The 24,634-nt window shown below is 27.8% G+C and carries 21 protein-coding genes; 15 read left to right on the plus strand and 6 right to left on the minus strand.

The genetic code is table 11. The features are described 5' to 3' along the window. The first annotated feature begins 382 nt into the window (after positions 1 to 382). Positions 383 to 1,951 carry an AbgT family transporter gene (locus tag HCG76_RS14650; RefSeq protein ID WP_221701117.1) on the plus strand — a complete coding sequence of 523 codons (1,569 nt, stop codon included), beginning with the start codon at positions 383 to 385 and terminating at the stop codon, positions 1,949 to 1,951. A 121-nt stretch (positions 1,952 to 2,072) separates the two neighbouring features. Here the strand turns inward: HCG76_RS14650 and HCG76_RS14655 are convergent, their stop codons facing one another. Then, the gene (locus HCG76_RS14655; protein ID WP_221701116.1) at positions 2,073 to 2,585 is read right to left on the minus strand and encodes an ECF transporter S component; all 513 of its coding nucleotides are present in this window, start codon (positions 2,583 to 2,585) and stop codon (positions 2,073 to 2,075) included. Positions 2,586 to 2,757: 172 nt separating this feature from the next. Here HCG76_RS14655 and HCG76_RS14660 point away from each other — a divergent pair, with 172 nt between their 5' ends. The 3 genes from HCG76_RS14660 to HCG76_RS14670 all read left to right on the plus strand — a co-directional run bounded on the left by HCG76_RS14660 (position 2,758) and on the right by HCG76_RS14670 (position 4,567). Continuing rightward, the gene (locus HCG76_RS14660; protein WP_221701115.1) at positions 2,758 to 2,934 is read left to right on the plus strand and encodes a hypothetical protein; all 177 of its coding nucleotides are present in this window, start codon (positions 2,758 to 2,760) and stop codon (positions 2,932 to 2,934) included. Between the two features lie 164 nt (positions 2,935 to 3,098). Then, a complete protein-coding gene (locus HCG76_RS14665; protein WP_221701114.1) occupies positions 3,099 to 4,346 on the plus strand; it encodes an HD domain-containing phosphohydrolase in 1,248 nt (415 codons plus the stop codon). A gap of 11 nt (positions 4,347 to 4,357) precedes the next feature. After that, the gene (locus HCG76_RS14670) at positions 4,358 to 4,567 is read left to right on the plus strand and encodes a hypothetical protein (RefSeq protein WP_221701113.1); all 210 of its coding nucleotides are present in this window, start codon (positions 4,358 to 4,360) and stop codon (positions 4,565 to 4,567) included. A 51-nt stretch (positions 4,568 to 4,618) separates the two neighbouring features. Here HCG76_RS14670 and HCG76_RS14675 read toward each other — a convergent pair whose 3' ends face one another. Then, positions 4,619 to 5,440: a nitroreductase family protein gene (locus HCG76_RS14675; protein ID WP_221701112.1), complete on the minus strand. Its 822-nt coding sequence runs from the start codon at positions 5,438 to 5,440 to the stop codon at positions 4,619 to 4,621. A 306-nt stretch (positions 5,441 to 5,746) separates the two neighbouring features. Between HCG76_RS14675 and HCG76_RS14680 the strand changes: the two genes are divergently transcribed. Further along, positions 5,747 to 6,631: a LysR family transcriptional regulator gene (locus HCG76_RS14680; protein WP_221701111.1), complete on the plus strand. Its 885-nt coding sequence runs from the start codon at positions 5,747 to 5,749 to the stop codon at positions 6,629 to 6,631. 97 nt (positions 6,632 to 6,728) lie between these two features. Further along, positions 6,729 to 7,136: an arsenate reductase ArsC gene (locus tag HCG76_RS14685; RefSeq protein ID WP_221701110.1), complete on the plus strand. Its 408-nt coding sequence runs from the start codon at positions 6,729 to 6,731 to the stop codon at positions 7,134 to 7,136. A gap of 58 nt (positions 7,137 to 7,194) precedes the next feature. Here the strand turns inward: HCG76_RS14685 and feoB are convergent, their stop codons facing one another. After that, positions 7,195 to 9,558, minus strand: a complete 2,364-nt coding sequence (feoB, locus tag HCG76_RS14690) for a ferrous iron transport protein B (protein ID WP_221701109.1) — start codon at positions 9,556 to 9,558, stop codon at positions 7,195 to 7,197. 161 nt (positions 9,559 to 9,719) lie between these two features. Here feoB and HCG76_RS14695 point away from each other — a divergent pair, with 161 nt between their 5' ends. Beyond that, on the plus strand, positions 9,720 to 10,652 hold the full coding sequence (locus HCG76_RS14695) for a hypothetical protein (protein WP_221701108.1): 933 nt from the start codon (positions 9,720 to 9,722) through the stop codon (positions 10,650 to 10,652). 233 nt (positions 10,653 to 10,885) lie between these two features. On the opposite strand, the gene HCG76_RS14700 is transcribed toward HCG76_RS14695, so the two are convergent. Further along, positions 10,886 to 12,034, minus strand: coding sequence for an Mbeg1-like protein (locus HCG76_RS14700; protein WP_221701107.1), 1,149 nt, complete (start codon positions 12,032 to 12,034; stop codon positions 10,886 to 10,888). A gap of 151 nt (positions 12,035 to 12,185) precedes the next feature. Here HCG76_RS14700 and HCG76_RS14705 point away from each other — a divergent pair, with 151 nt between their 5' ends. The 4 genes from HCG76_RS14705 (at position 12,186) to HCG76_RS14715 (ending at position 17,617) form a co-directional block, all read left to right on the plus strand. Further along, positions 12,186 to 12,824, plus strand: a complete 639-nt coding sequence (locus HCG76_RS14705; RefSeq protein WP_221701106.1) for a nitroreductase family protein — start codon at positions 12,186 to 12,188, stop codon at positions 12,822 to 12,824. Between the two features lie 105 nt (positions 12,825 to 12,929). Then, positions 12,930 to 13,058 (plus strand): hypothetical protein, encoded by a 129-nt coding sequence (locus HCG76_RS19170; RefSeq protein ID WP_260458160.1) that lies wholly within the window; start codon positions 12,930 to 12,932, stop codon positions 13,056 to 13,058. A 31-nt stretch (positions 13,059 to 13,089) separates the two neighbouring features. After that, positions 13,090 to 13,857 carry an HD domain-containing protein gene (locus tag HCG76_RS14710; protein ID WP_221701105.1) on the plus strand — a complete coding sequence of 256 codons (768 nt, stop codon included), beginning with the start codon at positions 13,090 to 13,092 and terminating at the stop codon, positions 13,855 to 13,857. A gap of 235 nt (positions 13,858 to 14,092) precedes the next feature. After that, positions 14,093 to 17,617: a 5'-nucleotidase C-terminal domain-containing protein gene (locus tag HCG76_RS14715; RefSeq protein ID WP_221701104.1), complete on the plus strand. Its 3,525-nt coding sequence runs from the start codon at positions 14,093 to 14,095 to the stop codon at positions 17,615 to 17,617. 132 nt (positions 17,618 to 17,749) lie between these two features. Here HCG76_RS14715 and HCG76_RS14720 read toward each other — a convergent pair whose 3' ends face one another. Then, the gene (locus HCG76_RS14720; RefSeq protein ID WP_221701103.1) at positions 17,750 to 18,190 is read right to left on the minus strand and encodes an Hsp20/alpha crystallin family protein; all 441 of its coding nucleotides are present in this window, start codon (positions 18,188 to 18,190) and stop codon (positions 17,750 to 17,752) included. Positions 18,191 to 18,708: 518 nt separating this feature from the next. Here HCG76_RS14720 and HCG76_RS14725 point away from each other — a divergent pair. After that, positions 18,709 to 20,448, plus strand: coding sequence for an alkaline phosphatase (locus tag HCG76_RS14725; protein WP_221701102.1), 1,740 nt, complete (start codon positions 18,709 to 18,711; stop codon positions 20,446 to 20,448). A 95-nt stretch (positions 20,449 to 20,543) separates the two neighbouring features. Here HCG76_RS14725 and HCG76_RS14730 read toward each other — a convergent pair whose 3' ends face one another. Further along, positions 20,544 to 20,690: a hypothetical protein gene (locus HCG76_RS14730; RefSeq protein ID WP_221701101.1), complete on the minus strand. Its 147-nt coding sequence runs from the start codon at positions 20,688 to 20,690 to the stop codon at positions 20,544 to 20,546. A gap of 272 nt (positions 20,691 to 20,962) precedes the next feature. On the opposite strand from HCG76_RS14730, the gene HCG76_RS14735 reads away from it, so the two are divergent. From HCG76_RS14735 to HCG76_RS14745, 3 genes are all read left to right on the plus strand, one after another. Next, positions 20,963 to 21,598 (plus strand): hypothetical protein, encoded by a 636-nt coding sequence (locus HCG76_RS14735; protein WP_221701100.1) that lies wholly within the window; start codon positions 20,963 to 20,965, stop codon positions 21,596 to 21,598. Positions 21,599 to 21,668: 70 nt separating this feature from the next. Next, a complete protein-coding gene (locus tag HCG76_RS14740; protein ID WP_221701099.1) occupies positions 21,669 to 22,826 on the plus strand; it encodes a YibE/F family protein in 1,158 nt (385 codons plus the stop codon). 104 nt (positions 22,827 to 22,930) lie between these two features. Continuing rightward, a complete protein-coding gene (locus tag HCG76_RS14745; RefSeq protein WP_221701098.1) occupies positions 22,931 to 24,586 on the plus strand; it encodes a hypothetical protein in 1,656 nt (551 codons plus the stop codon). Positions 24,587 to 24,634: the final 48 nt, after the last annotated feature.

Here is a 24,634-nt window from a genome sequence, read left to right on the forward strand (position 1 = left end):
AGTCATTAAAAATAGCTTGTTAAAGTTCATTTTTTATTTAACTGTAAAATTATTCAAGGAAAACTGCACTATTATAGATTAATAAATGTTTATAACAATATTTAACATGTGTAAAAATGGCTTAATTACAAGAATTAAGCCATTTTTTTTTTTTACATTTATTAACTCTATAGTTTTAAAAGTCCAGTTGCAGCGTTTATAAAAATTGAAGGAAATATTTCAAAAAAATAAAAAAGTATTATTAATATTTAAAAATAAAAAAGGTTTATTATATAAATTTGCAAAAAAATATCGAAAAAGGTTGATAAATTGATAATGGTGTAGTAAAATAATACTAAATTAGCTATATAACTTATAGTTTAATCAAACGTGGGGGGATAAAATGGAACAGAGAAATGAAGAAAAAGTAATTGATTTACAAGAAAGGAAAAAAGTATCTTTAATTGAAAAGATAGGGAAGAAAATACCAGATCCAGTTATAATATTTGCAATATTTTATGTTGTTGTTTTAGCTGCAACTTTATTCTTAGGAGGAAAATCCTTTGAGGTTATGAATGGTGATGGTACTTATACAACTCATACTATTTTAAATATGTTTGATGCAGAAAATATTCAATGGATATTTTCAAATGCACTACTTAACAACTGGTTAGCATATGGTGGAGGAGTACTAGGTACAATTCTTGTTGTTATGCTAGGAGTTGGTTTAGCTGAAGAATCAGGTCTTTTATCTACATTAATTAAAAAGGTTGGATTAAAAGTTTCTGATAAGATGCTTCCAATAGTATTAGTATTTTTAGGAATCATGAGTAGTATTGCTACTGATGCAGGTTATGTAATTTTAATACCTTTAGCAGGTCTTTTATATGCAGGGTTAAAGAAAAACCCACTTATTGGTATGGCTGCTGCTTTTGCAGGGGTTTCAGCAGGATTTAGTGCAAACTTAATACCAGCTACACCAATTGATATAATAATTGGTAACAATGCAAAGATATTTGCAGAAGGACAAGGTATTCCTTTTGTTAATGCAGCAGGACAAGCTTTAAATCCAGCTACAATGCATTATTATTTCGTAGTTGCTTCTACTTTCATGTTAGCTGCAATTGGTGCTTTTGTAACAATTAAAATAATCAAGCCAAGACTTGAAAAAGAAAGCTACATAATTCCAGAAGATATGAATTTAGATGATTTCACAGTTAAGCCTGTTGAAAACAAAGCACTTAAATTTGCAGGTTTAGGATTCTTAATTGCAGCTTTATGTGTAGTAGGTTTATATTTTGGACCATTAAAGACATTTATAGATCCAGAAACAGGTTCAAAAGTAACTCCATTTATGGATAATATTATATTAATAATAACATTCTTATTCTTTATGCCTGGTGTATTCTATGGTATAAAAGTTGGAAAGTTCAAAAATGCTAATGATGTAGTAAAAGGTATGTCTAAGCAAATGGGTTCTATGGGATCAGTACTTGTTTTAACATTCTTCTCATACAACTTCCTTGCATTATTAACTAAGAGTGGACTTGGAACTTATATTACTTACTTAGGTGGTAACTTATTAAAAGCTATGAATTTATCAGAATTCCCAATACTTTTAATAATAGGATTTATATTAATAACAGCTTTAATTAACTTATTTGTTGGTGGATTAACTTCAAAATGGATGTTACTTGGTCCAATATTCTTACCAATGTTATATCAAGTAAATTCAAATATGACACCAGAAGTTGTTGCTGCAGCTTACAGAGTTGCTGACTCATCAACTAACATAATAACTCCATTAATGTCTTATGCAGGTATTATCTTAGTATTTATGAGAAAGTACAAACCAGAATATACAATTGGTGATATGATAAGATTAATGATGCCTTATTCAATAAGCTTCTTAATTGGATGGACAATTCTTTTATTAGGATTCTTCGCATTCGGAATACCATTTGGATTCTAATATTTAAATAACTTAAAACTCCCTTAAAAGTTAATCTTTTAAGGGAGTTTTTTTATTATATAAATTAAACTTTAATTACCAATTACCAATTACCAATTACCAATTACCAATTAACCATTGATTAAGCATTTCTTAATTTTTTTAACACATTTGATTTTTCAAGAACTGTTGCTAAAACCATAGCAATAACAGTACCAACTATAGATTGAATAATATTTGCAGGAACAGAAAGAAGAGCTGCTGCAAATCCATACATTATAGTTTCTACTAAGCCGTATCCAAAGACTTGAAAAGCACATCCTATAATAGAACCAATAATCCAAGCAAATTTAGTTTTATCAATTAAATTTTCTGCAATGGTAGCAATAATTAATACCATAATAGCTTTAATTAAAAATGTAGGGATAATATATTGCATATATCCGCTTAATAAATCACATAAAGCAGCTCCTAGACCAGCAGCTAAAGCTCCTTTTTTCTTTCCTAAAATTAAAGCAGATAAAATAACCATAGAGTCACCTATATGAGTATATCCGTTTAAAGAAGGGATTTTGATTAAATAAGTTGTAACAAAAACTAAAGCAGCCATGATTGCAATTTTAGTTATGTCTTTAGTAGCAATGTTTTTTTTCATTATAATGACCTCCGATAAATTTCTATATTAATAAAATACACTAATTAAATAGAAACAACTAATGTATGGATACAATAAAAATTATTAACTAATAATAAAAAGTATTAACATCACATTAAAAAGTGGTGTATAATAATAGAAAATTAAACTAAAACATAAAGGAGATAAAAAAATGAGTGAAAATAATAACTTAAGATTAGGACTTATTGAACTTTATAAAAATAAAATAAGATACATAGGATTTACACAAAAAGACCTAGATGAAAAATATAATAGTAAATTCCTATCACAAGGAGAATATGATATATTAACTAGTTTTTATAAAGAGTATGAAATTAGTAATAAATAAGAAGTAATACAAAAATAATTAAATAGGATTAAAAGACATTTGCTTTATTGCTAATGTCTTTTTTTTGTTGCGAATATTAATAAATAGTTTTTTAACAAGGTGGAATATGGAAATAATTGGTGTACAATAAAAATATGTGTTTTTATATGAGAAAGGGTGGAAATATGAAGGGGTGCTTAGATATAACAAATGTATTAAAAACAGTTAATAGTGCATATGAAAAACTTGATGAAACTATAAGTTCTCATAGTTTGGAAGTTGCATATTTAACTTTAGAAATATGTAAGCTTTTAAATATAGATGAAAATACTAAACATTCATTAGTTATAGCAGCATATTTTCATGATTTTTCGGCAGTAAGAACAAATATAGTATATTCCTTAGAAGATTATGAAACTGAAACTGTTATACAAGAGCATTGTATATTGGGATATGTATTGTTTAATTTTTTATCACCTAATACCAGTATATGTAAATTTGTTTTGTATCATCATAATAGCTATAATTCTAATAAAATCATTAATAATATTGAAAAGCCGTTAGAAAGTAATATTATAAAATTAGCAGATGATATATCAATATTTAAAATGATTAATAAAGAAGTTTCAATAAATAATATAATAGATATATTAGATAAAAGATCTTTTTTTTATAATCCAGAATATTTAGGTCAGTTTTTAAATAGTAATGCAACAGAAATATTAAATAATTTGTTAGATGGAAGTTATAAATATAAGTTTTGGGAAGAATTTAATATATTAGATTCAGAAATAATAAGTACAGAAAAGATTATTGAGTGTTTAGCTTTTATAATTGATTGTAAATGTTATATTGAAGATTTACATTCTTTATCTGTATCTAAGACTAGTTGTATAATTTGCAAATACTTTAATTTAAGTAAAATAGAATATTATAATGTAATGATAGGAAGCTTACTACATGATATTGGCAAATTAGCAATACCAAATGAAATATTAAAAAAAGAATCTTCTTTAACAAAAGAAGAATTTGAAGTTATGAAAAAGCATGTTATATATACATATGAAATTTTATCTAATTTAAAAAATGATAGTATTTTAAATATAGCAGCTAATCATCATGAAAAATTAAATGGGAAAGGTTATCCAAGGGGAATATCTAATTTATCTTTAAGTGAAAGAATTGTTTCTGTAGCTGATATATTTATAGCTTTAATTCAAAAAAGACCATATAAAGAAAGATTTAAAAAAGAAAAAGTAATAGAAATACTAAATAAATCTGTGGAGCTTGGAGAAATAGATAATAAAGTTGTAAATAAGATTATAGAAAATTATGATTATTTAGAAGCTATGAATAGTATGTTATATAATAAATATAGAGAAAAAATACTGTTATTATATAATAATTATAATAAGTTTATCTGTAAAAATTAATAATATCTTTAGTGTTATCTGAAAGTCAAAAAATAAGAGATGAAATTAAGCACTACGAAAGAGAAAGAAATGATTGGGCAGTTAATATTAAAATGTATAATGCTAAGGAAAAAATTAAAGAGTTAGATAATAGGGTAAAAGAATTAAAAGATAAGTTATATGATATAGAGTTTCAAGAGTTAGTAAATGAAGAGAAAAAACATACTGGACTTGAAGGATAAATAAAAAAGTGCCACTAGGGCGCCTGTGAGGTACCTTAGTGGCACTTTTTCTTAAATCCAGTTTACATTAGCTTCTTTTCTTGGAACAGTTCTTTGATATTTAACATTAGGATATCCAATGACTAAGCAAGAAACTATTTGATTACCATCGTTAATTCCAAGTAAATCTAAAATATCCTTATTATCTTTAGAAGCTATTTGTATAAATCCACTAAAGAAAGTACCAAGACCTAAAGCATCTGTCATAAGTTCCATGTTAGAAGAAGCTAATCCACCATTAAATGCATTTGGTGAAGTAACAAATATTACTGCAGGTGCATTAAAGAACATTCTATCATTTTTTATAGGATCTTCTTTAAAAGCATCATAATAATTAACCCATGCAGTTGCATATCTCTTTAGATATTCAGTTTCAGGAGTTAAGTTAGCTAAGATATAATCCCCTTTTTGCTTTAAGCTTTCATAAACTAATTCCCTAAGTAATGGTAATTTATCTGTAACTACAGTATAAGAAACATCTTGAGAATTAGTTGAAGTTTGAGTAAATCTTCCAGCTTCAATAATTTGTTCAAGCTTTTCCTTTTCTACAGGCTTATTTTTAAAACGTCTAACGCTTCTTCTAAACTTAATAAAGTTTAAAAGATTTTCAGCTTCTACTGTGAAAGTATCTTTATTATAAGGTTTTATCTCATCCATATTATAATCATCTGTTGAAACTGCTTCTACAGGACAGACTGCAACGCAATGAGCACATTTAATACACCCATCATTATTAATTTCTGCTTTTCCATCTTTTAATGAAATAACACGAGTAGGACAATCTTGAATACATTGTGTACAGGATATACATTTTTCTCTATTTACTTTAAACATTTTAAAAACACTCCTTAATTTTAAATATAATATTATTTTGCACTTTATATTAATATTAATTATAAATAAATATTGTTTTTGACTTTTGTATTAATAAAATTTATAATTTGTCTATTAACAAAAGAAGACTTATCAATGGATAATGTGATTATATCACTTATTAGAAATGTAAGTCCAATTGATAATATTCATAAATATATAACTAAAAGTTATATAAAATAAACTGACTTATTAGTTTCTGTTAAAAAAGTATGCACTTAAATCAGTTAGATATTATATAAATTAAGATTAGTAGGAGAGATGAATATGAATTTACAACAATTAGAATATTTTAAGATTATAGCAGAGACAAAAAACTTTACTACAGCGTCTAATATTTTATTAGTGACTCAACCGGCATTAAGTAAAGCTATTTCAAAGTTAGAAGAGGAGTTAAATGTTCCATTATTTGAACGAGAAGGGCGTAATATAAAAATAACTAAATTTGGAGAGGTATTTTTAAAGTATGCAGAATCTGCTCTTAATGATATTGAAAGAGGAATAGAAAAAATACAAGATATGAAGAAGAATAATGATAGGGTTATTTCAGTATCATCTACATATTGTATAGGGGCAACTTTTATGCCCTTTTTAATAAGTAATTTTTTAAATAATAACATGCAGATAAAGTTTAATTTTAATAATCAAACAACAGTAGAAATATTAAAGGACTTAAAATATGGAAAAATAGATTTTGGATTTTTTGATAATATAGATAGTATTAGCAATTATCCGGAAATAGAAGTAATTTTGGTAAAGAAAGAAGAGTATGTATTAATAGTACCTAAGAATCATCATTTAGCTAATAAGGAAGATGTTTATTTAAAAGATTTAAAGGAAGAGAATTTTATTGTTTATAATAGTAAAGATAATGAAAAGAAAATATCATATGCTGAGCTTATAGGATATAATCCTAAGATATCAGTAGAGCCTACTGAAGCTAGTATGCTAGCTGGGTTGGTTTCTGCAGGTGCAGGTATTGCAATAGTTATAAATACACCTATGATTAATATTAATAAAATTTCTAAACTTAAAATAAAAGATGAAATTGGATATAAGAATATTTATATGGGATGGAATAAGGAAGGTTATATTTCAAAAAGTGCAGATGAGTTTAAAGACTATATAATAGAAAACATAAATCAGTGGTAATTTTAAATTGATTAAAAGTTAGTAAAAATATATATAGATGAATATCTATATATAATGATATAATAAAATAATCTTATGTAATGGGAGTGGATAATTTATGAATAAACCAAAGGTAGCTTTTGTATGTGTACATAATTCATGTAGATCACAAATGGCAGAAGCATTAGGAAAAAAATATGGGATAGATGTTTTTGAAAGTTATTCAGCAGGAACAGAAACAAAACCACAAATAAACCAAGATGCAGTAAGAATAATAAAAGAGTTATATGACATAAATATGAATGAAACTCAAAAATCAAAACTATTAAGTGATATTCCAAATGTTGATATAGTTATAAAAATGGGATGTAATGTTGTATGTCCTTATTTACCAGGAGATTATGTAGAAGATTGGGGATTAGAAGATCCAACTGGAAAAGATGATGAAGAATTTATAAAAATAGCAAAAAGTATAGAATTAAAAGTTAAGGATTTAGCAGAAAGAATTAAAAATAATAAGTTATAAGGTATATGACTAACTGAAAGTATAAATATTTAAATTTTCAGTTAGTCATATTTATATTTTAAGCAAATCCTAATAAAGATCCTATGAAATGAATTACAAAAGCAACAATCCATGCTATACCACATTGTATTAAAGCCATAGCAAGAGCCACTTTTTTTGAGCCAAGTTCTCGCTTTATACAAGCTATTGCAGCAATACAAGGAGTATATAATAATGTAAATATTAAAAATACAAATGCAGTAAAAGGTGTGAATAAAGTAGGTAATGCTGAAGTATTTCCACCTAATAATACAGTTAAAGTACTTACTACATTTTCTTTAGCTGAGAATCCAGTAATTAAAGCAGTTGATATTCTCCAATCACCAAAGCCAAGTGGAGTAAATAAAGGAGAAATAAGGCCACCTATTAAAGCAAGTAAACTAAATTTAGAATCACTTATAACATTAAGTTTTGCATCAAAGGTTTGTAAAAACCAAATAATAATAGTTGCTACAAATATAATGGTAAATGCTTTTGTTATAAAATCTTTAGCTTTAGTCCATATTAATTGCCAAACACTTTTAGGACTAGGAAATCTATAGTTAGGTAACTCCATTACAAAAGGAATAGGTTGTCCTTTAAAAGCGCTATTTTTAAGTAAAAAAGAAAATAAAACCCCAACAATAATTCCGGAAAAATACAAAATAACCATAACTAATGTACGATACTTTGAAAAAAATGCATAAGTAAATAATGCGTAAATAGGAAGCTTAGCAGAGCAACTCATAAATGGAATTAATAACATTGTCATTTTACGATCTCTTTCTGATGATAGTGTTCTAGTAGACATAATTGCAGGTACAGAACAACCAAAACCAATTAAAAGAGGAACAAAACTTCTGCCGGAAAGTCCAATTTTTCTAAGAAGCTTATCCATAACAAAAGCAATTCTAGCCATATATCCACTATCTTCTAATACAGATAAAAAGAAAAATAGAACTACTATAATTGGTAAAAAGCTAAGAACACTTCCAACTCCACCGAAAATACCATCAATTAAAAGAGATTTTACTATAGGGTTAAGTCCATAAGAAGTTAATCCATTATCACAAACCTGTGTAAACCATGATATTGCCATTGATAGCCAATCAGATAAGGTAGCACCAATAACATTAAAAGTTAGCCAGAAAACTAAAGCCATAATGGTAACAAAAGCAGGTATAGCAGTATATTTTCCAGTAAGTATATTATCAATTTTTACACTACGTATATGTGATTTACTTTCTAATGGTTTTATAACTGTATTATTACAGACATTAGTGATAAAAGTAAATCTCATATCAGCAAGAGCAGATTGTCTGTCTTTGCCAGTTTCATTTTCCATTTCTATTATAATATGTTCTAGCATTTCCTTTTCATTTTCATCTAATTTTAGTTTATTTAAAATAATAGAATCACCTTCAACTAATTTTGTAGCTGCGAATCTTGCTGGAATTTTTGCATTATTAGCATGATCTTCAATTAAATGAAGTATTGCATGAATACATCTGTGAATGGCAGCTTGCTCATCAGAAGCATTTTCATCACAAAAATCTAATCTTCCAGGGCACTCATCAAATCTAGCAACGTGAATAGCATGTTCAATAAGTTCATCAATTCCCATATTTTTAGAAGCTGATATAGGTACAACAGGAATACCTAATAATTCTTCTAGTAAATTAACTTTAATAGTTCCACCATTTTCTTGAACTTCATCCATCATATTTAGTGCAAGAACTATTGGTAGGTCCATTTCTATAAGTTGCATTGTTAAATATAAATTACGCTCAATATTAGTTGCATCAACAATATTTATTATTCCTCTAGGATTAGAATCAATAATAAAATCTCTAGTTACTATTTCTTCATTAGTATATGGTGAAAGAGAGTATATTCCAGGAAGATCTGTAACTGTAGCCTCAGGATGATTTTTAATTACTCCATCTTTTCTATCTACTGTTACACCAGGAAAGTTTCCAACATGTTGATTGCTACCTGTTAATTGATTAAATAGTGTGGTTTTACCACAATTTTGATTACCAATTAAACCAAAGGTTAAAGGTGCTCCTGCAGATAACTCATCGCCTTTTTTATTAACATGGTAAATTCCCATTTCACCTACTTGAGGATGAGGGATATCGTGAATTCTTTCTTTATAATTATTAATACATTTTGTATCAGTAATATCTTTAATTTCTATTTTTGCAGCATCTGCTAGTCTAAGTGTAAGTTCATATCCCCGTACACATAATTCAATGGGGTCACCCATAGGAGCAACCTTTATAAGAGCCACTTGAGTATTAGGTGTAAGTCCCATATCAAGAAAGTGATTTCTTAGTGAACCATCACCGCCGACACTAACAATTGTTGCACTTTTTCCTACTTCTAATTCATCTAATGTCATTTAAATCCACCTGCCTTTATTGCTTCATTATTACAATATTTATTCAAAAAATATTAATTTAGAATAATATATATTCTTGTATAAATGGAATAATTACCTTTATTAATGAGTGTATGTTATAATAAATTAGAAATCATACAAGATAAAGGAGTACTATAAAGATGGGATTATTTAATATGTTTAGTAAGAACAAGAATAAAAAGACGCCAAGTGTAGAGGAGTGCTTTAGCGAAACAGGAGATTTATTAGGTGAAATAATTGATTTAGCATCAAGATATACTGTTGATGATAATTTATTAGATAAATATAGTAAAGATGGAGTAGAAATAGTTCTTATTAATAAAGCAAGAGAAAGCTTAGAAGATGTATTGGTTAATTTAGGAAAGTCATTAGAGGAATATTATAATAATGAATATAAAGCTGCAAAAAGTTCTAAAAAAGAAAATAATAAGTTTTCATATTCTTTAGATGCATTTGTAGTGCTTTTCAATAATTCACTTGATTTATATTCAGAGAATGAAGAGGTAAGGGATAATCTAAATTCTTGTTATAAGGAATGTACTACTGAATTAAATAAGATTAAAGAAATCCTAAGTGATGATAAGGCTATTCAAGACTTTACTGGAATTATGCCAGTTGTAGGGGAAGTAGAAGAAGTTATAGAAGAAGCTGAAGTAACTATAAAAGAAGATAAAACACCAGAAGAAAATAATAATGAAGAAAAGACTGTAATAATTGAAGATGATTGTAATAGTGATGTAGATGGAGACTTAATAATTAATACAGATAAAATAAAAGTTTATTTTATTAGAATGAGTCGTAATGAAGAAGATGAAATAAATTTAAACTTATGTATTGAAAATAAAACAGATAACGAAGTTATAGTTGAAGGTAAAGATATATCTGTAGATGGAAAGTTAACAGAGCCAACATTTAGATGTAGTATTTCTGCTGGAACTAGAGTTTATGATAAGATGATATTTAAGAATGATATACAACAATTAATTAATTTTGAAGGAACATTTGTAATGATAGAAACTAATACAGATAAAGTTATAGATGAAAGTAAAGTTTCTATGTTTAAAGAAGATTAAAAAAGAGAGCCTATAGAAGTATTTTCTAAAGGCTCTCTTTTGTTTTAATAGAAATAAGTGATTTGCTATAAGAATTAACAAGTAAAGTTGATATTACCAGCTTGTGAGATTGATGGAGTATCAGTGGGAGGAAAAGCTACAGGGATAGTAAAGCTTCTTCAAGAGGAGTATTTTAAGAAAGTTGATTTAGAAACGAAATAAACAAGTAAAAAGAGGATGTATTGTGCATCCTCTTAATTATTATTAGATAAGTGTGATATAAGATTATCTTTAAATGAAGTCATATTTTCTTTATCATGATGAGTTAAACTTTTAATATAAAATGTAGAAAGTTCTTTAAATAGTTCAATAATCATAGATTTAACTTCATTATCCATATTTTTTAATGCATTAAAAATAATAGGAATATTATTTTTCCAATTTTGAGATATTTCAATAAAGCTTTGAGATTTAGTACAAGTAAAAATATCAAATAAGCCATCTATAAATAATCTTCTTTTTTCATCACAAATATTACTTAACCAATTATTTAAAGTGTCACTAGTGTATTTAGAGCCATAAGAAATTTTCTCTAAATAATTAAAATCAGAATCGACTATTTCCCAGGAAAAAGGATCATGTTGTCTTAAACCACCAAATTTATTACTTTTTACTACATGATACTCTTCATGATTTTCAAGGAGCATTCCTATAAGTGATGATTGAGGTAAAGTCTTATTTATTTTATCTTTTATTTCATTGAAAGCATCACTTTCTATTATTTCCTTTCTAAATCCAGGACCATCATGACTAAATATTTTTTTTATGCGAGGTTTAACTCTATAATTACAATTCATAGCAGCATAAACAGCAATATTTCCACCTTTAGAATGTCCACCTATATAAAGATCATGGGGAATTAAATTTGCAATAGTGTTTACATATTCAGCTCCTTCATTGTGAGAAGGAACTGGAGTAGTGAAAGCCAAATTAAAATCTTCCTTCCATCCTACAATACTATAATCTGTACCACGAAATGCTATATAAGCAGTGCTATTATTTAATATAAAGGTAGTTGCAGAAAATTGTTTTTCGGAAAAAGAATCAATTTTTGAAAGATGATAATTAATTCTTATATCTCTAAATCTAGGGTTAGAAGATACATAAAAAAGTAGCTCTTTAGTAAGATCTCCGTAAGGAATTGTATCAAACATTTTATGAAAAAACTCTGCTTTTAATAAGTCTTTAAAGGTTGCAGGAACTCTATTTGAGTTTATACAACCTACCAAATTATCAAGTATTACATAGCTTATTTGAGAAAGAATTAAGGAATCTACAGTATTAAATTCTTTTTCATTCATAGAATGAAGTTCGTTTTTAGCATAACTAATTATATTTTCCATATTAAACTCCAATACTAAAAAAGTTTCTATATAATTATTGTTTTAACATAAATAATGAGAATGATACATTAAATTTATTTCCAATGATTTTGTTTAGAGTTATTTTAAAGTAGTATATAATAGAAGTTGAAAAAGAAAGGATGGTAAACATATGAAAAAATTAGATTTTATTTATAACAGAAAAAGTATTAGAAAATTTAAAAATGATAAAGTATCAAAAGAAGATATTGTTAAAATGTTAGATGCTGCAATACATGCACCATCACCAAAGAATCAGCAAACATGGCATTTTGTTGTAATTCAAAACAATGAATTAATTAGTAAAATAAGTGATATAGTAGAAAAAAATCATATTAACTTAGCAGAAATGGCTAAAGAAGAAAAGCAAAGAAAGTTAATGATGAATTTATTATCGTATTATACTTGTTTTAAAAATGCACCAGTATTAGTTGTTGTATATTCAAAAGAGTATTATATGGTAGAGGAAACTATTCTTAAAGATAATAATGCAAGTGAGGAAGTATTAAATGAATTAAGATTCCCAAATTCAGCAGCTCAAGGTATAGGAGCAGCTGTAGAGAATTTCTTATTATCAGCTACAGAGTTAGGATATGGGACTTGCTATATGACAGGGCCTACTCATTCTAAAGTGGAGATTGAAGAGCTTATTAACTTTGAAAAAGAAGGATATAAGTTAATGTCTATGATAGCACTAGGTGTTGCAGAAGAAGATACTCCAAACTCACCACCACGTAAACCACTTGAGGATGTTGTTACTTTTATAGATTAGTTTTATAAAACTTAAATAAAGGGGTTTGAGAATTTATGAGAGATTATATTAAAGAGAAGTTAGAAGAAAGAAATGAGAGAATAATTAATTGAAAAAGTTGATATTATGAAAAATTTAAATACTAATTTAAAAGAAGCGGCAGTAGTTTTTGATAAGGCCATGGAAAAATATAAGAGGAATTATGATAAAGTAGAACTTACAGTTAATAAGTATAAAGATTTAGATGAATTTTAAGAAAATTTATTAATAAAGGGTGAAAGAAGTAATGAAAATTAATAGAAGTAAGGTTAAAGAAGCATTCCATAATTATGTAGAAAATTATGATAGTAGTGATGAAAAAATAAAGCTAAAAATAGAGCATACATATCGTGTAAGTGAGTTGTGTGAAAGAATAGCTAAAAGTATAAATATGAGCAATGAAGATATTGAGATTGCTTGGCTTACAGGAATGCTTCATGATGTAGGTAGATTTGAGCAAGTGAAGAGATATGGGACTTTTAATGATTTTAAATCAGTTGATCATGCTAAATTAGGTGTAGAAATATTATTTAAAGATGGTAAGATAAGAGAATTTATTGATGATTCAAGTAAAGATGATTTAATTAAAAATGTAATTGAAAATCATAATGAATATAAGATAGCAGAAGATATTTCCGAAGAAAGTAAAACTTTTTGTAATATATTAAGAGATGCAGATAAAATAGATATTCTTAAAGTAAATACTATTGTTCCATTAGAAGAAATTTATAATGTAACAACAGAGGAGATATATAATTCAGAAGTTACAAAAGAAGTATTAGAAAACTTTAAAAGAAAAGATACAATTTTAAGAACTTTAAAAAAGACGGCTGTAGATAATGTAGTAGGACATATATCTCTATTATTTGGACTTGTTTATGATGAAAGCATAAGGATTATAAGGGAACAAAAATATTTAGATAAAATGTTAAACTTTAAATCAAAAAATTATATAACAAATAAGCAGTTTGAAGAAATAAGAGAAATAGTTAGTGAATATATAGGTTGCAAATAAATTACCTGTTTTTAACATAGGTATAATGGTATTGTAAATGAATATGCTTATAATAATTATTATGAGTATTGGATATAGTGAAAGCTATTCTAATATCTTAAGATAAAGAAAAATAAATAGATTCAAATATAAGGAATATTATGTAGTTAGCGTAATATATCTATAGAGTATGTGTGCTTTATTTAAAGGATATCATTTGTTTTTATGATATAAATATTATCTTAGGGGGAATAAGATGAAAAACAAATTAAATCTTAAGAAAAGCTTAGCTACCATTTTAGTGTCGTTGTTTTGTATCAGCCTTTTACCTACTAATATTTTAGTTAGTGCAGAAGAAGTTACAGAAGTTACAGAAGAAAATAATGTTGAGTTAAAAGAAAGTGAAAAGGTTAATGTTCAAATTCTTGCAACTACAGATTTACATGGAAGATTTACAAATTATGAGTATGCAAGGGATTTACAATCTGATGGTGGATTAACTCAAATATCTACTTTAATTAAAGAAAATAAAAATGGAAATACAGTAATAATTGATAATGGAGATACTACTCAAGGAAATTATAATCATTTATTTTTAAATGATGATATGTCTCCAATGATACTGGGGTTAAATGAAATTGGATATGATGTATTTAACTTAGGTAATCATGAATTTAATTTTGGAATGAATAACTTAAATGATTTTATAAATCAAACAAATGATAACTTAAATGTTTTATGTGCTAATCTTTATAAGGATGGAAATAGAGTATTAAATCCTTATATGATTAAGACTTTAGAAAATGGAGTTAAAGTTGCAGTAATAGGTGTAGTTTCTCCTTGGATAACAAAGTGGGATGCTGCAAACTTAGTAGGATATGAAGCAAAAAATCCTACAGAAGAGGTTACTAAAGTTATAGCTGAAATTAAGGCAGCTGGGGGAGCAGATCTTTATGTAGTTTCAGCACATGTTGGTTTAACTTCAGAATATGGTGGTGGAGATAGTGCTACTGACATAGCTAATGCTAATCCAGAAGTTTCTGCAATAGTTATGGGACATAGCCATGAAAAGAAAGCTGGAATAAAAGTTAATAATGCTATAGTTGTACAACCAGGAAATAATGGGGCAGACTTAGGTAAGATAGATATAACTTTAGAAAAGACTGAAGAAGGATATAAGGTTATTGAAAGTTCAAGTTCTAATTTATCAACAAAGGGTAAAGCAGTTGATGAAGAATTGCAATCTAAGCTTTCTAGCTATCACAACAGGGCAATTAATGATGCAAGAGGAGTAATTGGAAAGTTAGATAAATCATTATCAGATGAAAATGAAGTTAAGGGAATTCCACAATCTTTAGTAGAAGACCAAGGTGTAACTGATTTTGTTAATGAAGTTCAATTATATAATAGTGCTAAATATCTTGAAGGCTTAGGTATTGAATCAAACTCTGGATATAATGTATCAGGTGCTGCGCTATTTGATGCTAATTCTAATATGTTTGCTGGAGATATAACAAAGGCAGCTGTATCTAATATTTATAAATATGATAATAAACTTTATATAATAAAAACTAATGGTAAACAATTAAAAAGATATATGGAATGGACAGCTTCTATATATAATCAATTTAAAACTGGAGATTTAACAGTATCTCTTAATGAAGATATAAGATTATATCAATATGATATGTTTGATGGGATAACTTACGATATTAATATTTCAAAGCCAGCAGGTAAAAGAATTGAAAATCTTTATTTTGAAAAGGATGGTAAGGAAGTTTCAGATGAAGATGTAGTTTATCTTGCAGTTAATAACTATAGATATGATTCTATACTAAATTCTTCAAGTAATCCTGTATTTGAACAAGGTACTCATAAGAAAATTTATGATAGTGGTGCTGATGAAGTATCAGATATGAGAGATTTAATCATTGAATATATTACAAATGTTAAGAATGGAAAAATAACAAGAAATGTAGATAACAATTGGAAGTTAACAGGTATTAATTATGATACAACCTTAAGAGCAGAAGCTGTTAGACTTGTTAATGAAGGTATATTAGAACTTCCTTCATCAGAAGATGGAAGAACTCCTAATGTTAAGAGCTTAACTTGGAATGATGTATTAAAAGCTTTAGATACAACTAGAATTGAATTTATGAGCTTTAATGATTTACATGGAAATGTAGAAGAAAGCGGTAAAAATATTGGTGTTGCTAAATTAGCTACATTATTAAAAGAAAGAAAAAATATAAAAGGTTCTAACTATGAAGCTTTTGCTGTAGCAGCTGGTGATTTATATCAAGGAACTGCAATATCTAATTTAACTTATGGTAAGCCAGTTTCAGAGTTCTTTGCTAATGTAGGATTAACTGCATCAGCTTTAGGAAATCATGAGTTCGACTGGGGAACAGATAAAATTACAAATTGGGAAAAAGAAGGAAACTTCCCATTCTTAGCAGCAAACATTGTAGATAAAGCTACTGGAAATCCTGTTGATTTTGCAGATCCATATTTAATTGTTGAAAGTAATGGATTAAAGGTAGGAATAATAGGTATAACTACAGAAGAAACAGCATATAAAACTAAGCCTGAAAATGTTAAGGATCTTACTTTCTTAGCACCAGCAGAGGTTGTTAATAAATATGCTAAAGAATTAAAGATAGAAAAGGGGGTTAATGCAGTAGTTGTATTATCTCATTTAGGTGCAACTCAAAATAAAACTACAGGTGAAATTACAGGAGAAACAGCAGATTTAGCTAAGGTTGTTACAAATGTTGATGCTATAATAGGTGGTCATGACCATCAATTTGCAAGTGGAATAGTTAACAATATTCCAATAGTTGAAGCTGGATATAATGGAAGAGGATTATCAGTTTTATCTTTTGATTTTGATAAAGAAGGAAATTTAGTTTCTGTAACTCCAAATACAGAAGAGGTTTATAAGAGAAGTGCAAGTATAGTTGCTGATGCAGATGTGGCAGCTTTAGTTGCAAAGAATAAAGAAGAATTATCACCAATATTAGATGAGAAGGTAACTGTTTTAGATAAAGATTTAGCTTATAATTCAAGAGAAGGCTTACAACCATTAGGTATAGTTGTTGCAGAAACAATGAGAATTTTAGCTGATGCTGATATTTGTATTACTAATGGTGGTGGAATTAGAACTCCATTAACTGCTGGAGATATAACAGTAGGAGATATGTATACTATATTACCTTTTGATAATACATTATTTACAATGGAGCTTAAAGGTGAAGATATAGTTAAAGCTATTGAACATGGAATCATGCCAGATAATATGGGATGGGGGCAATTCTCAGGTATAAAGGTTTGGTATGATAAAGATGCAGCAGCAGGGGAAAGAATAACTTCAATAAGGTTTGAAGATGGAACTAAATTAGATATGGATAAGTATTATAAGGTTGTTGTAAATGACTTTATGGCAACAGGTGGAGATGGATATGATTTCTCTAATGCAAAAGATATGTATGATACTAACATTGTTATGAGAGATGGTATTATGGAATATTGGAGAAAGAATGGAATAGATACTAATGTAGAAAATTTATTAGTAGCAGGAAAAGATACTACTATTGATAAGGATGAAGATATAGATAAGCCTAGTGATGGTAATGGTGGAAGTTCAACAACTAAGCCAAATGGAGGTAAATTACCACAAACAGGTGGAGTTGATTCAATTATTCCAGTTTTATTTGGTTTATTAGTAGCAGGTAGTGGATCTTTATCATTAAAGAAAAATAAAGATGATGTAGCATAATTTAAGGGGAAAAATGGTTTAAACCCAGGGGTAAAATCATATATTGTAAATAGAAAAGTAGTTGCAAAAATAAGTTTTGCAACTACTTTATTTTAGAATTTATTGGAATCACCTTCTTTTAGGATTAATAATTTATTCAATTAAAATTCTACTATCATTATCTGCGGTTAATTCTTTTTTAGGTAACTCAATAGTTAAAACTCCATTATCAAATTTAGCTTTAATTAAATTCTTATTAACATTATTTATATAAAATCCCCTAGAAACTGATCCATAACTTCTTTCACGTCTAATATAGTTATCCTTCTTTTCTTCATTTTCATAATTTCTGTTAGCAGAAATATTTAAATAGTTATTACTATAATCAATATTTATATCTTTCTTGTTGATTCCTGGTAATTCGGCGTGAACAATATATTTTTCAGGTGTTTCCTTTATATCAGTCTTAAAGTTTTCACTTGAATTAAATGATGATAACATGTTGTCATTAAAGAAATCATTGAACATGTCATTAATGCTTAATCCTCTATTATTTTCTCCATTATTAAATTTGAAAGGTACTAAACCAAACATACAAAGACCTCCTTTAAGTGAAATTTTAAATTTTAATTTGGTTAGTTGAATTTATCCATACTAAGGATAGTGGGTAATAAATTATCTTTAACTAACTTTAAATGTTATTTAGAGAAGCATTACTTTTATTTACTTCTCTTATTTCTTTGTACAGTTATATTATACATTCAAGGTCAAAGAAAGTCAAAGTCATAAAAGTGAGAATAGTAAGTTATAAGTGAGAAAATAAAAGAGAGAATTTCATAAAAATTAATTTCAAAAAATTTTAACAGGATTTAAGTATTAAAAAGCAAATATGAAGATAACCAGAAGTGAGTTTTATAAAATATAACTTTTAATATTCTAAAAATAAATGGGAAAAATAAAAGTGTAAATTAATGGATTAATCTTGTAGGTATAAATATATAGCATTAACCATTATTTAACAAAAAATACTTATTTCTTAATATTGATTTAAAGAAACTCCTTTATAGTAAATAATGTAAGATATGTAAAAGATACATAGGGAGGATGAATTAATGAGTAAAAGAATAAAGGGGATAATTGCTGCTTTTTTAGTAGTAGCAGGAGTTACCACTAATATACATGCATCAAGAAGTAATGTAGTATATGCAAATGAAAGAGGAAAAGCTAAAAATGTAATTATGCTTATAGCTGATGGTATGAGTACAGAAGGAATCACATTGGCAAGACAAACAAAAGGTGGAAATTTAGCTATGGATGAAATTTCTGTAGGAAGTGTAATTACAAGCTGGGCAAATGGTCCAATAACTGACTCTGCACCAGGAGGAACAGTATATGCTGCAGGTGAAAAGACTAATAATAAGTATATAGGAACATCAGTTAATGATACTCCAATAGCTAGTATTGTAGAGGGTGCAGAAAGCATTGGAAAAGCTACAGGGATAATAGCAACTAGTGAAATAACTCATGCAACTCCAGCTGATTTTACAGCACATACTAATAATAGAAAGCATTATAACCAGATATTACAACAACAAATTAATCAAGATATGGAAGTTGTTTTAGGTGGTGGATTTAATAAACCAAGCGGATTTACATCAGAAGTTTCAACTGATGAGTTTGCAGCTTATTATGAGGATCAAGTAAATAATATTAAAGAAGAGGGCTTTGATTTTATCACTACTAAAGATGAATTAGATAATTATGATGGTGATAAATTATGGGGAAGCTTTGCAGATGCAGATTTAAAATATGACTTTGATAGACAAAGTGATAATGATAATGTTCAGCCTTCATTAGCAGAAATGACTGACAAAGCTATTGAAGTTTTAAATAAAGATGAATATGGATTCTTCTTAATGGTAGAAGGAAGTAAAATTGACTGGGCTGCTCATGCTAATGATCCATCAGGAACAATTGGAGATATTTTAGCTTTTGATGATGCAATTAAAGTTGCATTAGATTATGCAAAAGAAAATCAAGATACTATTGTTGTAGTTACAACAGACCATGCAAACAGTGGATTTAGTATAGGGAACGAAAGTACAACAAGTGGATATGATGATCTAACATTTGAAGAATCAATAATGCAAATTAAAGACTTTAAATTAAGTGCAGAAAAGTTTACTGCCTTAGTAGAAGGAAAATCTGATGATGAAGTTAAAGCATTAATATATGATACTTTAACTGTTGTTAGGAATACAGAACAAAGTGCTTATACAGTAAGTATGTCAGATGTTGAAAATGTTGAAGGTAAAGCAGGAGTAGAATTTAAGGTTCCAGTTGTAGTTAATGAATTACCAACTGATTCTGTAATAATAGCTTCAGAAATGGCATTTGATATTCCAGAAGATTTAGAAGTAAAAGCTGTAGAATTAAATAACAAAGTTATTAAAGCAAATAATTGGGATTACAATGTTGTTGATGGAAAGCTACGAGTTGCTCTTGCAAACTTAGATGATGAACCTATTTTTGTTAACAACACATCAGGCAATAAAAATGTAGTTACATTAACACTTGCTTTAAAGGAAGATAAATCTTCAGAAGATAGTACTGCTATTAAGATGTCAGACCTAGTATTAAGATGTGAAAATGATGTTGATATAGAATACAATACTAAAAATGCTAAGAGCACAATTACTTTTGTAGAAAAAGAAGTAGCACAAGTTAGTGCAAGAGAACTTTATGTATCAGAAGGAGTGGATGTAATCCCTGAAAATATGAAGGCTGTTGCATCAGAATTTACATTAGTAGAAAACACAACTGATGTTAAATTTGGAGATACTAAATTCTAATATAGCCCAGAATTTACAGAGAAGACAGGAAAGGTAACTTATATTGCATTAGTATCAGCAGATACTTCTTTAGATAGCTTATCTGATATTAATAGTTATACATTAACAGAAACAGCAGAGCAAGTAGAAACAGTATTATTTGGTGATATTAATAATGATGGAATAGATGCACAAGATGCTTTAGCAGCAGTAAGTTCTTGGTTAAGAAAAACTGAATTAAATAATAAAGAGATTATTAGCATAAACGTTAATGCTGATGGAAGAATTAATACAAGAGATGCTATAGATGTAGTTGATAATTATATAGCAGGTAAAGAGTTTAAAGTTTTATCTAAATAATGCAATAAGAGACAAGCTACCTGAAGAGGAGTTAGGAGGCGACTTGTCTCTTATTTTTTTATTTCAATGTTAAGTTTTTATTACATATATTTAACGTAACTATCAAAGAAGATAAAAGGAAAATAATGTATCATATGTATAGAATAAAAACCTTTGATAGGGAGTGGGAAAGCTTATGAAAATAAAAGAAAACAAGAAAATATGGATTAGTGGAGGAATTATAGTATTAACTATAACCTTGGTACTTAGTATATTTATTTTTAGTATTAAAACAACACCTACATTGAAATTAAAAGTTTCTAGTGAAAAAATTTCATCCAATTATAAAGAGGAGATTATAATACCTGCTGTATTAAGTAAACTACCTGATAATGAATATCCAGCAGCAAGTGTAGAAATAAAGTTTGATAATAATAAATTAGAGTTTGTGGGAATTTCTATAGGAACTATGGAAACTTATAATGATTATGACCCGGAGAGAGATGATGAAGCATCTTATAAAATTCCACAGTGGTCATATAATGAAGAGGTTGCAAATCAAGAAGGTGTAATAAAAGCTATGTATTTAGATACAACAGCAGGAAAGAATGCATATGTTAGCAGTGGCTTTGAAAAAGAAAAGAAGGATATACCATTTCAATTAATATTTAAGCTTAAAGATTCAGTAATTCCAAATGATGAGCTTGTTATTGAAATAGAAGAGGCAGTTTTTGCAACTATAAATGGAGATGTAGATAAAACTACACTATCTACTAAAGATAGTTATGGAAAGTTAAAAGTAAGGGATGGGATTATTAGAATAACAAGCTAGTTATAATTATAAAAAATTTAAAGTAAGTAATAGTGGGTAAATAAAAATAAGGGTAAAGAGGAATATACTTATGGATAAATTTAAAGGTAATAATTTAAGGGTTAATAAGAAAAATATAATTTGGATTGGGTTTATGTTAAGCTTTTTTATCTTTTTGATTATATTCAATAAAAGGTTGGATTATAAAAAACCAGAAGATAGACCAGTAGGGATTGAATATGCAAAAGCAGAAGTTATAAGTATAGTTTCAGAAGAGTTAGAACCAGATCCAGATTTTCCTTATATTAATATAGGAAAACAAAACTTAGAGCTTAAAATTTTAAGTGGAGACAGAAAAGGTGAAGTAGTTACTGCAAATAACTTTATTGGAAGAGTAGATAATAAACCAGCTAAGGTTGGAACTAAGTTTATAATTTCTAGTTTTGATGATTTTATTACAACTGTTATTGTTAATTATAGTAGAGAAATGGCACTTTACTTATTAGTACTAATTTTTATGTTTATAGTAATATTTATAGGAAGATTAAAGGGGATAAAGTCTTTATTTTCATTAGGATTTACAATGGTATGTATAATATTTTTATTTATTCCTTTAATAATAAGAGGTATGAATCCAATAGTAGCATCAGTAATTATTGTTATATTATCAACAGGTGTTACAATGTTATCTCTAAATGGGGTGAGCAAAAAAACAATGGTAGCTTGTTTTAGCTGTATTTTATGTACAGCTATTGCAGGAATTTTAGCTTATTTATTTGGAGTTATAACTAATATTTCAAGCTTTAATACTTATGAAGCACAGGATTTACTTTTTGTTGCACAAAAGACTTCCTTAAGGATAAAGGATTTGCTTTTTGCAGGAATAATAATTGCTTCCTTGGGAGCAATTATGGATACTACTATTTCTATAACATCATCTGTATTTGAAATGTTTGAAGTAAATAAAGAGTTAACTAGTGAGCAGTTATTTACATCAGGAATGAATATAGGAAAAGATGTAATGGGAACTATGACTAATACATTAATATTAGCATTTACAGGAAGTAGTATTAATATAGTTGTTATTTATTTTATGTACAATCTCCCTTATATGCAGTTAATAAATATTGATAGTATAGTAATTGAGGTTATACAAGGAATATCAGGAGGAATAGCTCTTGTTTTGTCTATTCCAATATCAGCCTTTGCAGCTTCAAAATTAGCAGTTAAATGTAAAAAACTAGATTGACCCTGCAGGTTAATATATTTATTAATATTATAATTAAGAACAATTAAATTAAAATACTTATATTATAGTAAGGAGAATATAAATAAGCTAAAAAGGGAGAATAGATGGTTTCGGAAATAAAATTATTAGAAGCAGAATGGACGTATAATGGTGAAGATTTAAATAATTATATGAAGCAACTGGCAATTAAGAATCCTAATATTACAGGTATAACATTAGACCTTAGTAATTCAAAGTTTAATACTCAAACAAGTTACTATAGTATTAAAATACCTAATAATATAGTGGAGTTTACTTTAATAGGAAAAAATACAGATAATACTATTAATTATATATATGCATCTCTTGTTGCTGAAGGTGGAGGAGAAACATATTTTAATTGTAAGGTTATAAATTTAGGATTATCAGCAAATAATCCCGATAATGATACAAATGGAGTATTTATAGATATAGCAAGTGATATTTTACAGAATAAATCTACAGAGAAAGGAAACACGTTACAGTTTTCAGGTAATAATAGTATAGTAGCATCAAGAACAGGAAATTATCCAGAAGCGAAAATTAATGCTGCAATTCATATTGGAGAAGGACAAAGATTATCTATTTACTTTGAAGATGACAATACTAAGCTTGAGTGTATAGGATTTGTAAGTAATTATGATTCAGCGGCAGGAATTGGAGGAAATTCTAATGAGTCTGCTGGAAATATAATTATGTATACTGCTGGAACTATTAATATAAGTGGTGGATATAGAGGCGCAGGAATAGGTGGAGGAAGCAATGGTTCTGGTGGGAAAATACAAATAAATGGAATAGGAATAGTTACGGTAACAGGTGGAATTAATGCAGCAGGAATAGGTGGAGGATTTTATGGAGCATCAGGAAATATAACCATAAATACTTTTGCAAATATGCAAGTAATAGGTGGAAATGGAGCAGCAGGAATAGGTAGTGGATATAATGGGGCTGTAGAAAGTATAGTTATAGATGCTATGAATATTTTAGATGTACAAGGTGGAGATGGAGGAGCAGGAATAGGTAGTGGAAGTGAAGGTTCGCCAGGATTTATAAAAATAAATGTAGGATGGCAGTTAATAGCAACAGGAGGAATAAATGCATCAGGAATAGGCGGTGGATTTAATGTTTCAGGAGGATATATAACAGTAAGTGGAACAGGAGAACTCATGGCTACTGGAGGAATAAATGGAGCCGGAATAGGTGGAGGAATAAATGGTGCAGTTGGAACAATAGAAATAACTGGAGAACTTGATGTAGGAGTAAAGGGAGGACTAAATACATCAGCAATAGGTGCAGGTTATAAAGGTGGGGTAGGAGAAATAAAGTTAATAGGTTCTGGAGAGATTAGTTGTACTAGAGGTGAAATATCAGTAGATGATATTGGTAGCGGTAGTACACAAATTATAAGTAAAGATAGAATAATAATATATCCTGTAGTTATATTAACACCAGGTGTAGCTAAACCATTGGTAAAGAAAGTTCAATTCAAGAAAGAAGATGGAACAACTTATATAGGTAAATTTATAGTAAGGTTAAAAGGGGAAGATGAATTCAGACAATTTATATCAGCTACAGATAAATTAGGGTATTCATGGATATATGCTGATAATGCAATATCTTATATTAGTACACCAGATGGAAATTTTATTGCAAGAAATGTAGATTTAGCAAATATAGGTGATGATATAATATTATATTCAAATATTAAATTCAGAGGAATAAATATATTTGGAAAAGTATAAAGATATAAAAGTATAAAACAGATACTGAAAAGTAAGTATCTGTTTTAT

It is taken from the genome of Clostridium sp. K13, assembly GCF_019734195.1.
GTDB lineage: Bacteria > Bacillota > Clostridia > Clostridiales > Clostridiaceae > Clostridium.

Coding starts and splice junctions, on each gene's coding strand:
- HCG76_RS14665 (WP_221701114.1), top strand. CDS start 3,099: ATGAAGGGGTGCTTAGATATAACAAATGTATTAAAAACAGTTAATAGT.
- HCG76_RS14675 (WP_221701112.1), bottom strand. CDS start 5,440: ATGTTTAAAGTAAATAGAGAAAAATGTATATCCTGTACACAATGTATT.
- HCG76_RS14730 (WP_221701101.1), bottom strand. CDS start 20,690: ATGCTAATAATCTCTTTATTATTTAATTCAGTTTTTCTTAACCAAGAA.
- HCG76_RS14735 (WP_221701100.1), top strand. CDS start 20,963: ATGAAAATAAAAGAAAACAAGAAAATATGGATTAGTGGAGGAATTATA.
- HCG76_RS14655 (WP_221701116.1), bottom strand. CDS start 2,585: ATGAAAAAAAACATTGCTACTAAAGACATAACTAAAATTGCAATCATG.
- HCG76_RS14740 (WP_221701099.1), top strand. CDS start 21,669: ATGGATAAATTTAAAGGTAATAATTTAAGGGTTAATAAGAAAAATATA.
- feoB (WP_221701109.1), bottom strand. CDS start 9,558: ATGACATTAGATGAATTAGAAGTAGGAAAAAGTGCAACAATTGTTAGT.
- HCG76_RS14705 (WP_221701106.1), top strand. CDS start 12,186: ATGAAAAAATTAGATTTTATTTATAACAGAAAAAGTATTAGAAAATTT.
- HCG76_RS14685 (WP_221701110.1), top strand. CDS start 6,729: ATGAATAAACCAAAGGTAGCTTTTGTATGTGTACATAATTCATGTAGA.
- HCG76_RS14710 (WP_221701105.1), top strand. CDS start 13,090: ATGAAAATTAATAGAAGTAAGGTTAAAGAAGCATTCCATAATTATGTA.
- HCG76_RS14715 (WP_221701104.1), top strand. CDS start 14,093: ATGAAAAACAAATTAAATCTTAAGAAAAGCTTAGCTACCATTTTAGTG.
- HCG76_RS19170 (WP_260458160.1), top strand. CDS start 12,930: ATGAAAAATTTAAATACTAATTTAAAAGAAGCGGCAGTAGTTTTTGAT.
- HCG76_RS14650 (WP_221701117.1), top strand. CDS start 383: ATGGAACAGAGAAATGAAGAAAAAGTAATTGATTTACAAGAAAGGAAA.
- HCG76_RS14660 (WP_221701115.1), top strand. CDS start 2,758: ATGAGTGAAAATAATAACTTAAGATTAGGACTTATTGAACTTTATAAA.
- HCG76_RS14725 (WP_221701102.1), top strand. CDS start 18,709: ATGAGTAAAAGAATAAAGGGGATAATTGCTGCTTTTTTAGTAGTAGCA.
- HCG76_RS14695 (WP_221701108.1), top strand. CDS start 9,720: ATGGGATTATTTAATATGTTTAGTAAGAACAAGAATAAAAAGACGCCA.
- HCG76_RS14680 (WP_221701111.1), top strand. CDS start 5,747: ATGAATTTACAACAATTAGAATATTTTAAGATTATAGCAGAGACAAAA.
- HCG76_RS14745 (WP_221701098.1), top strand. CDS start 22,931: ATGGTTTCGGAAATAAAATTATTAGAAGCAGAATGGACGTATAATGGT.
- HCG76_RS14720 (WP_221701103.1), bottom strand. CDS start 18,190: ATGTTTGGTTTAGTACCTTTCAAATTTAATAATGGAGAAAATAATAGA.
- HCG76_RS14700 (WP_221701107.1), bottom strand. CDS start 12,034: ATGGAAAATATAATTAGTTATGCTAAAAACGAACTTCATTCTATGAAT.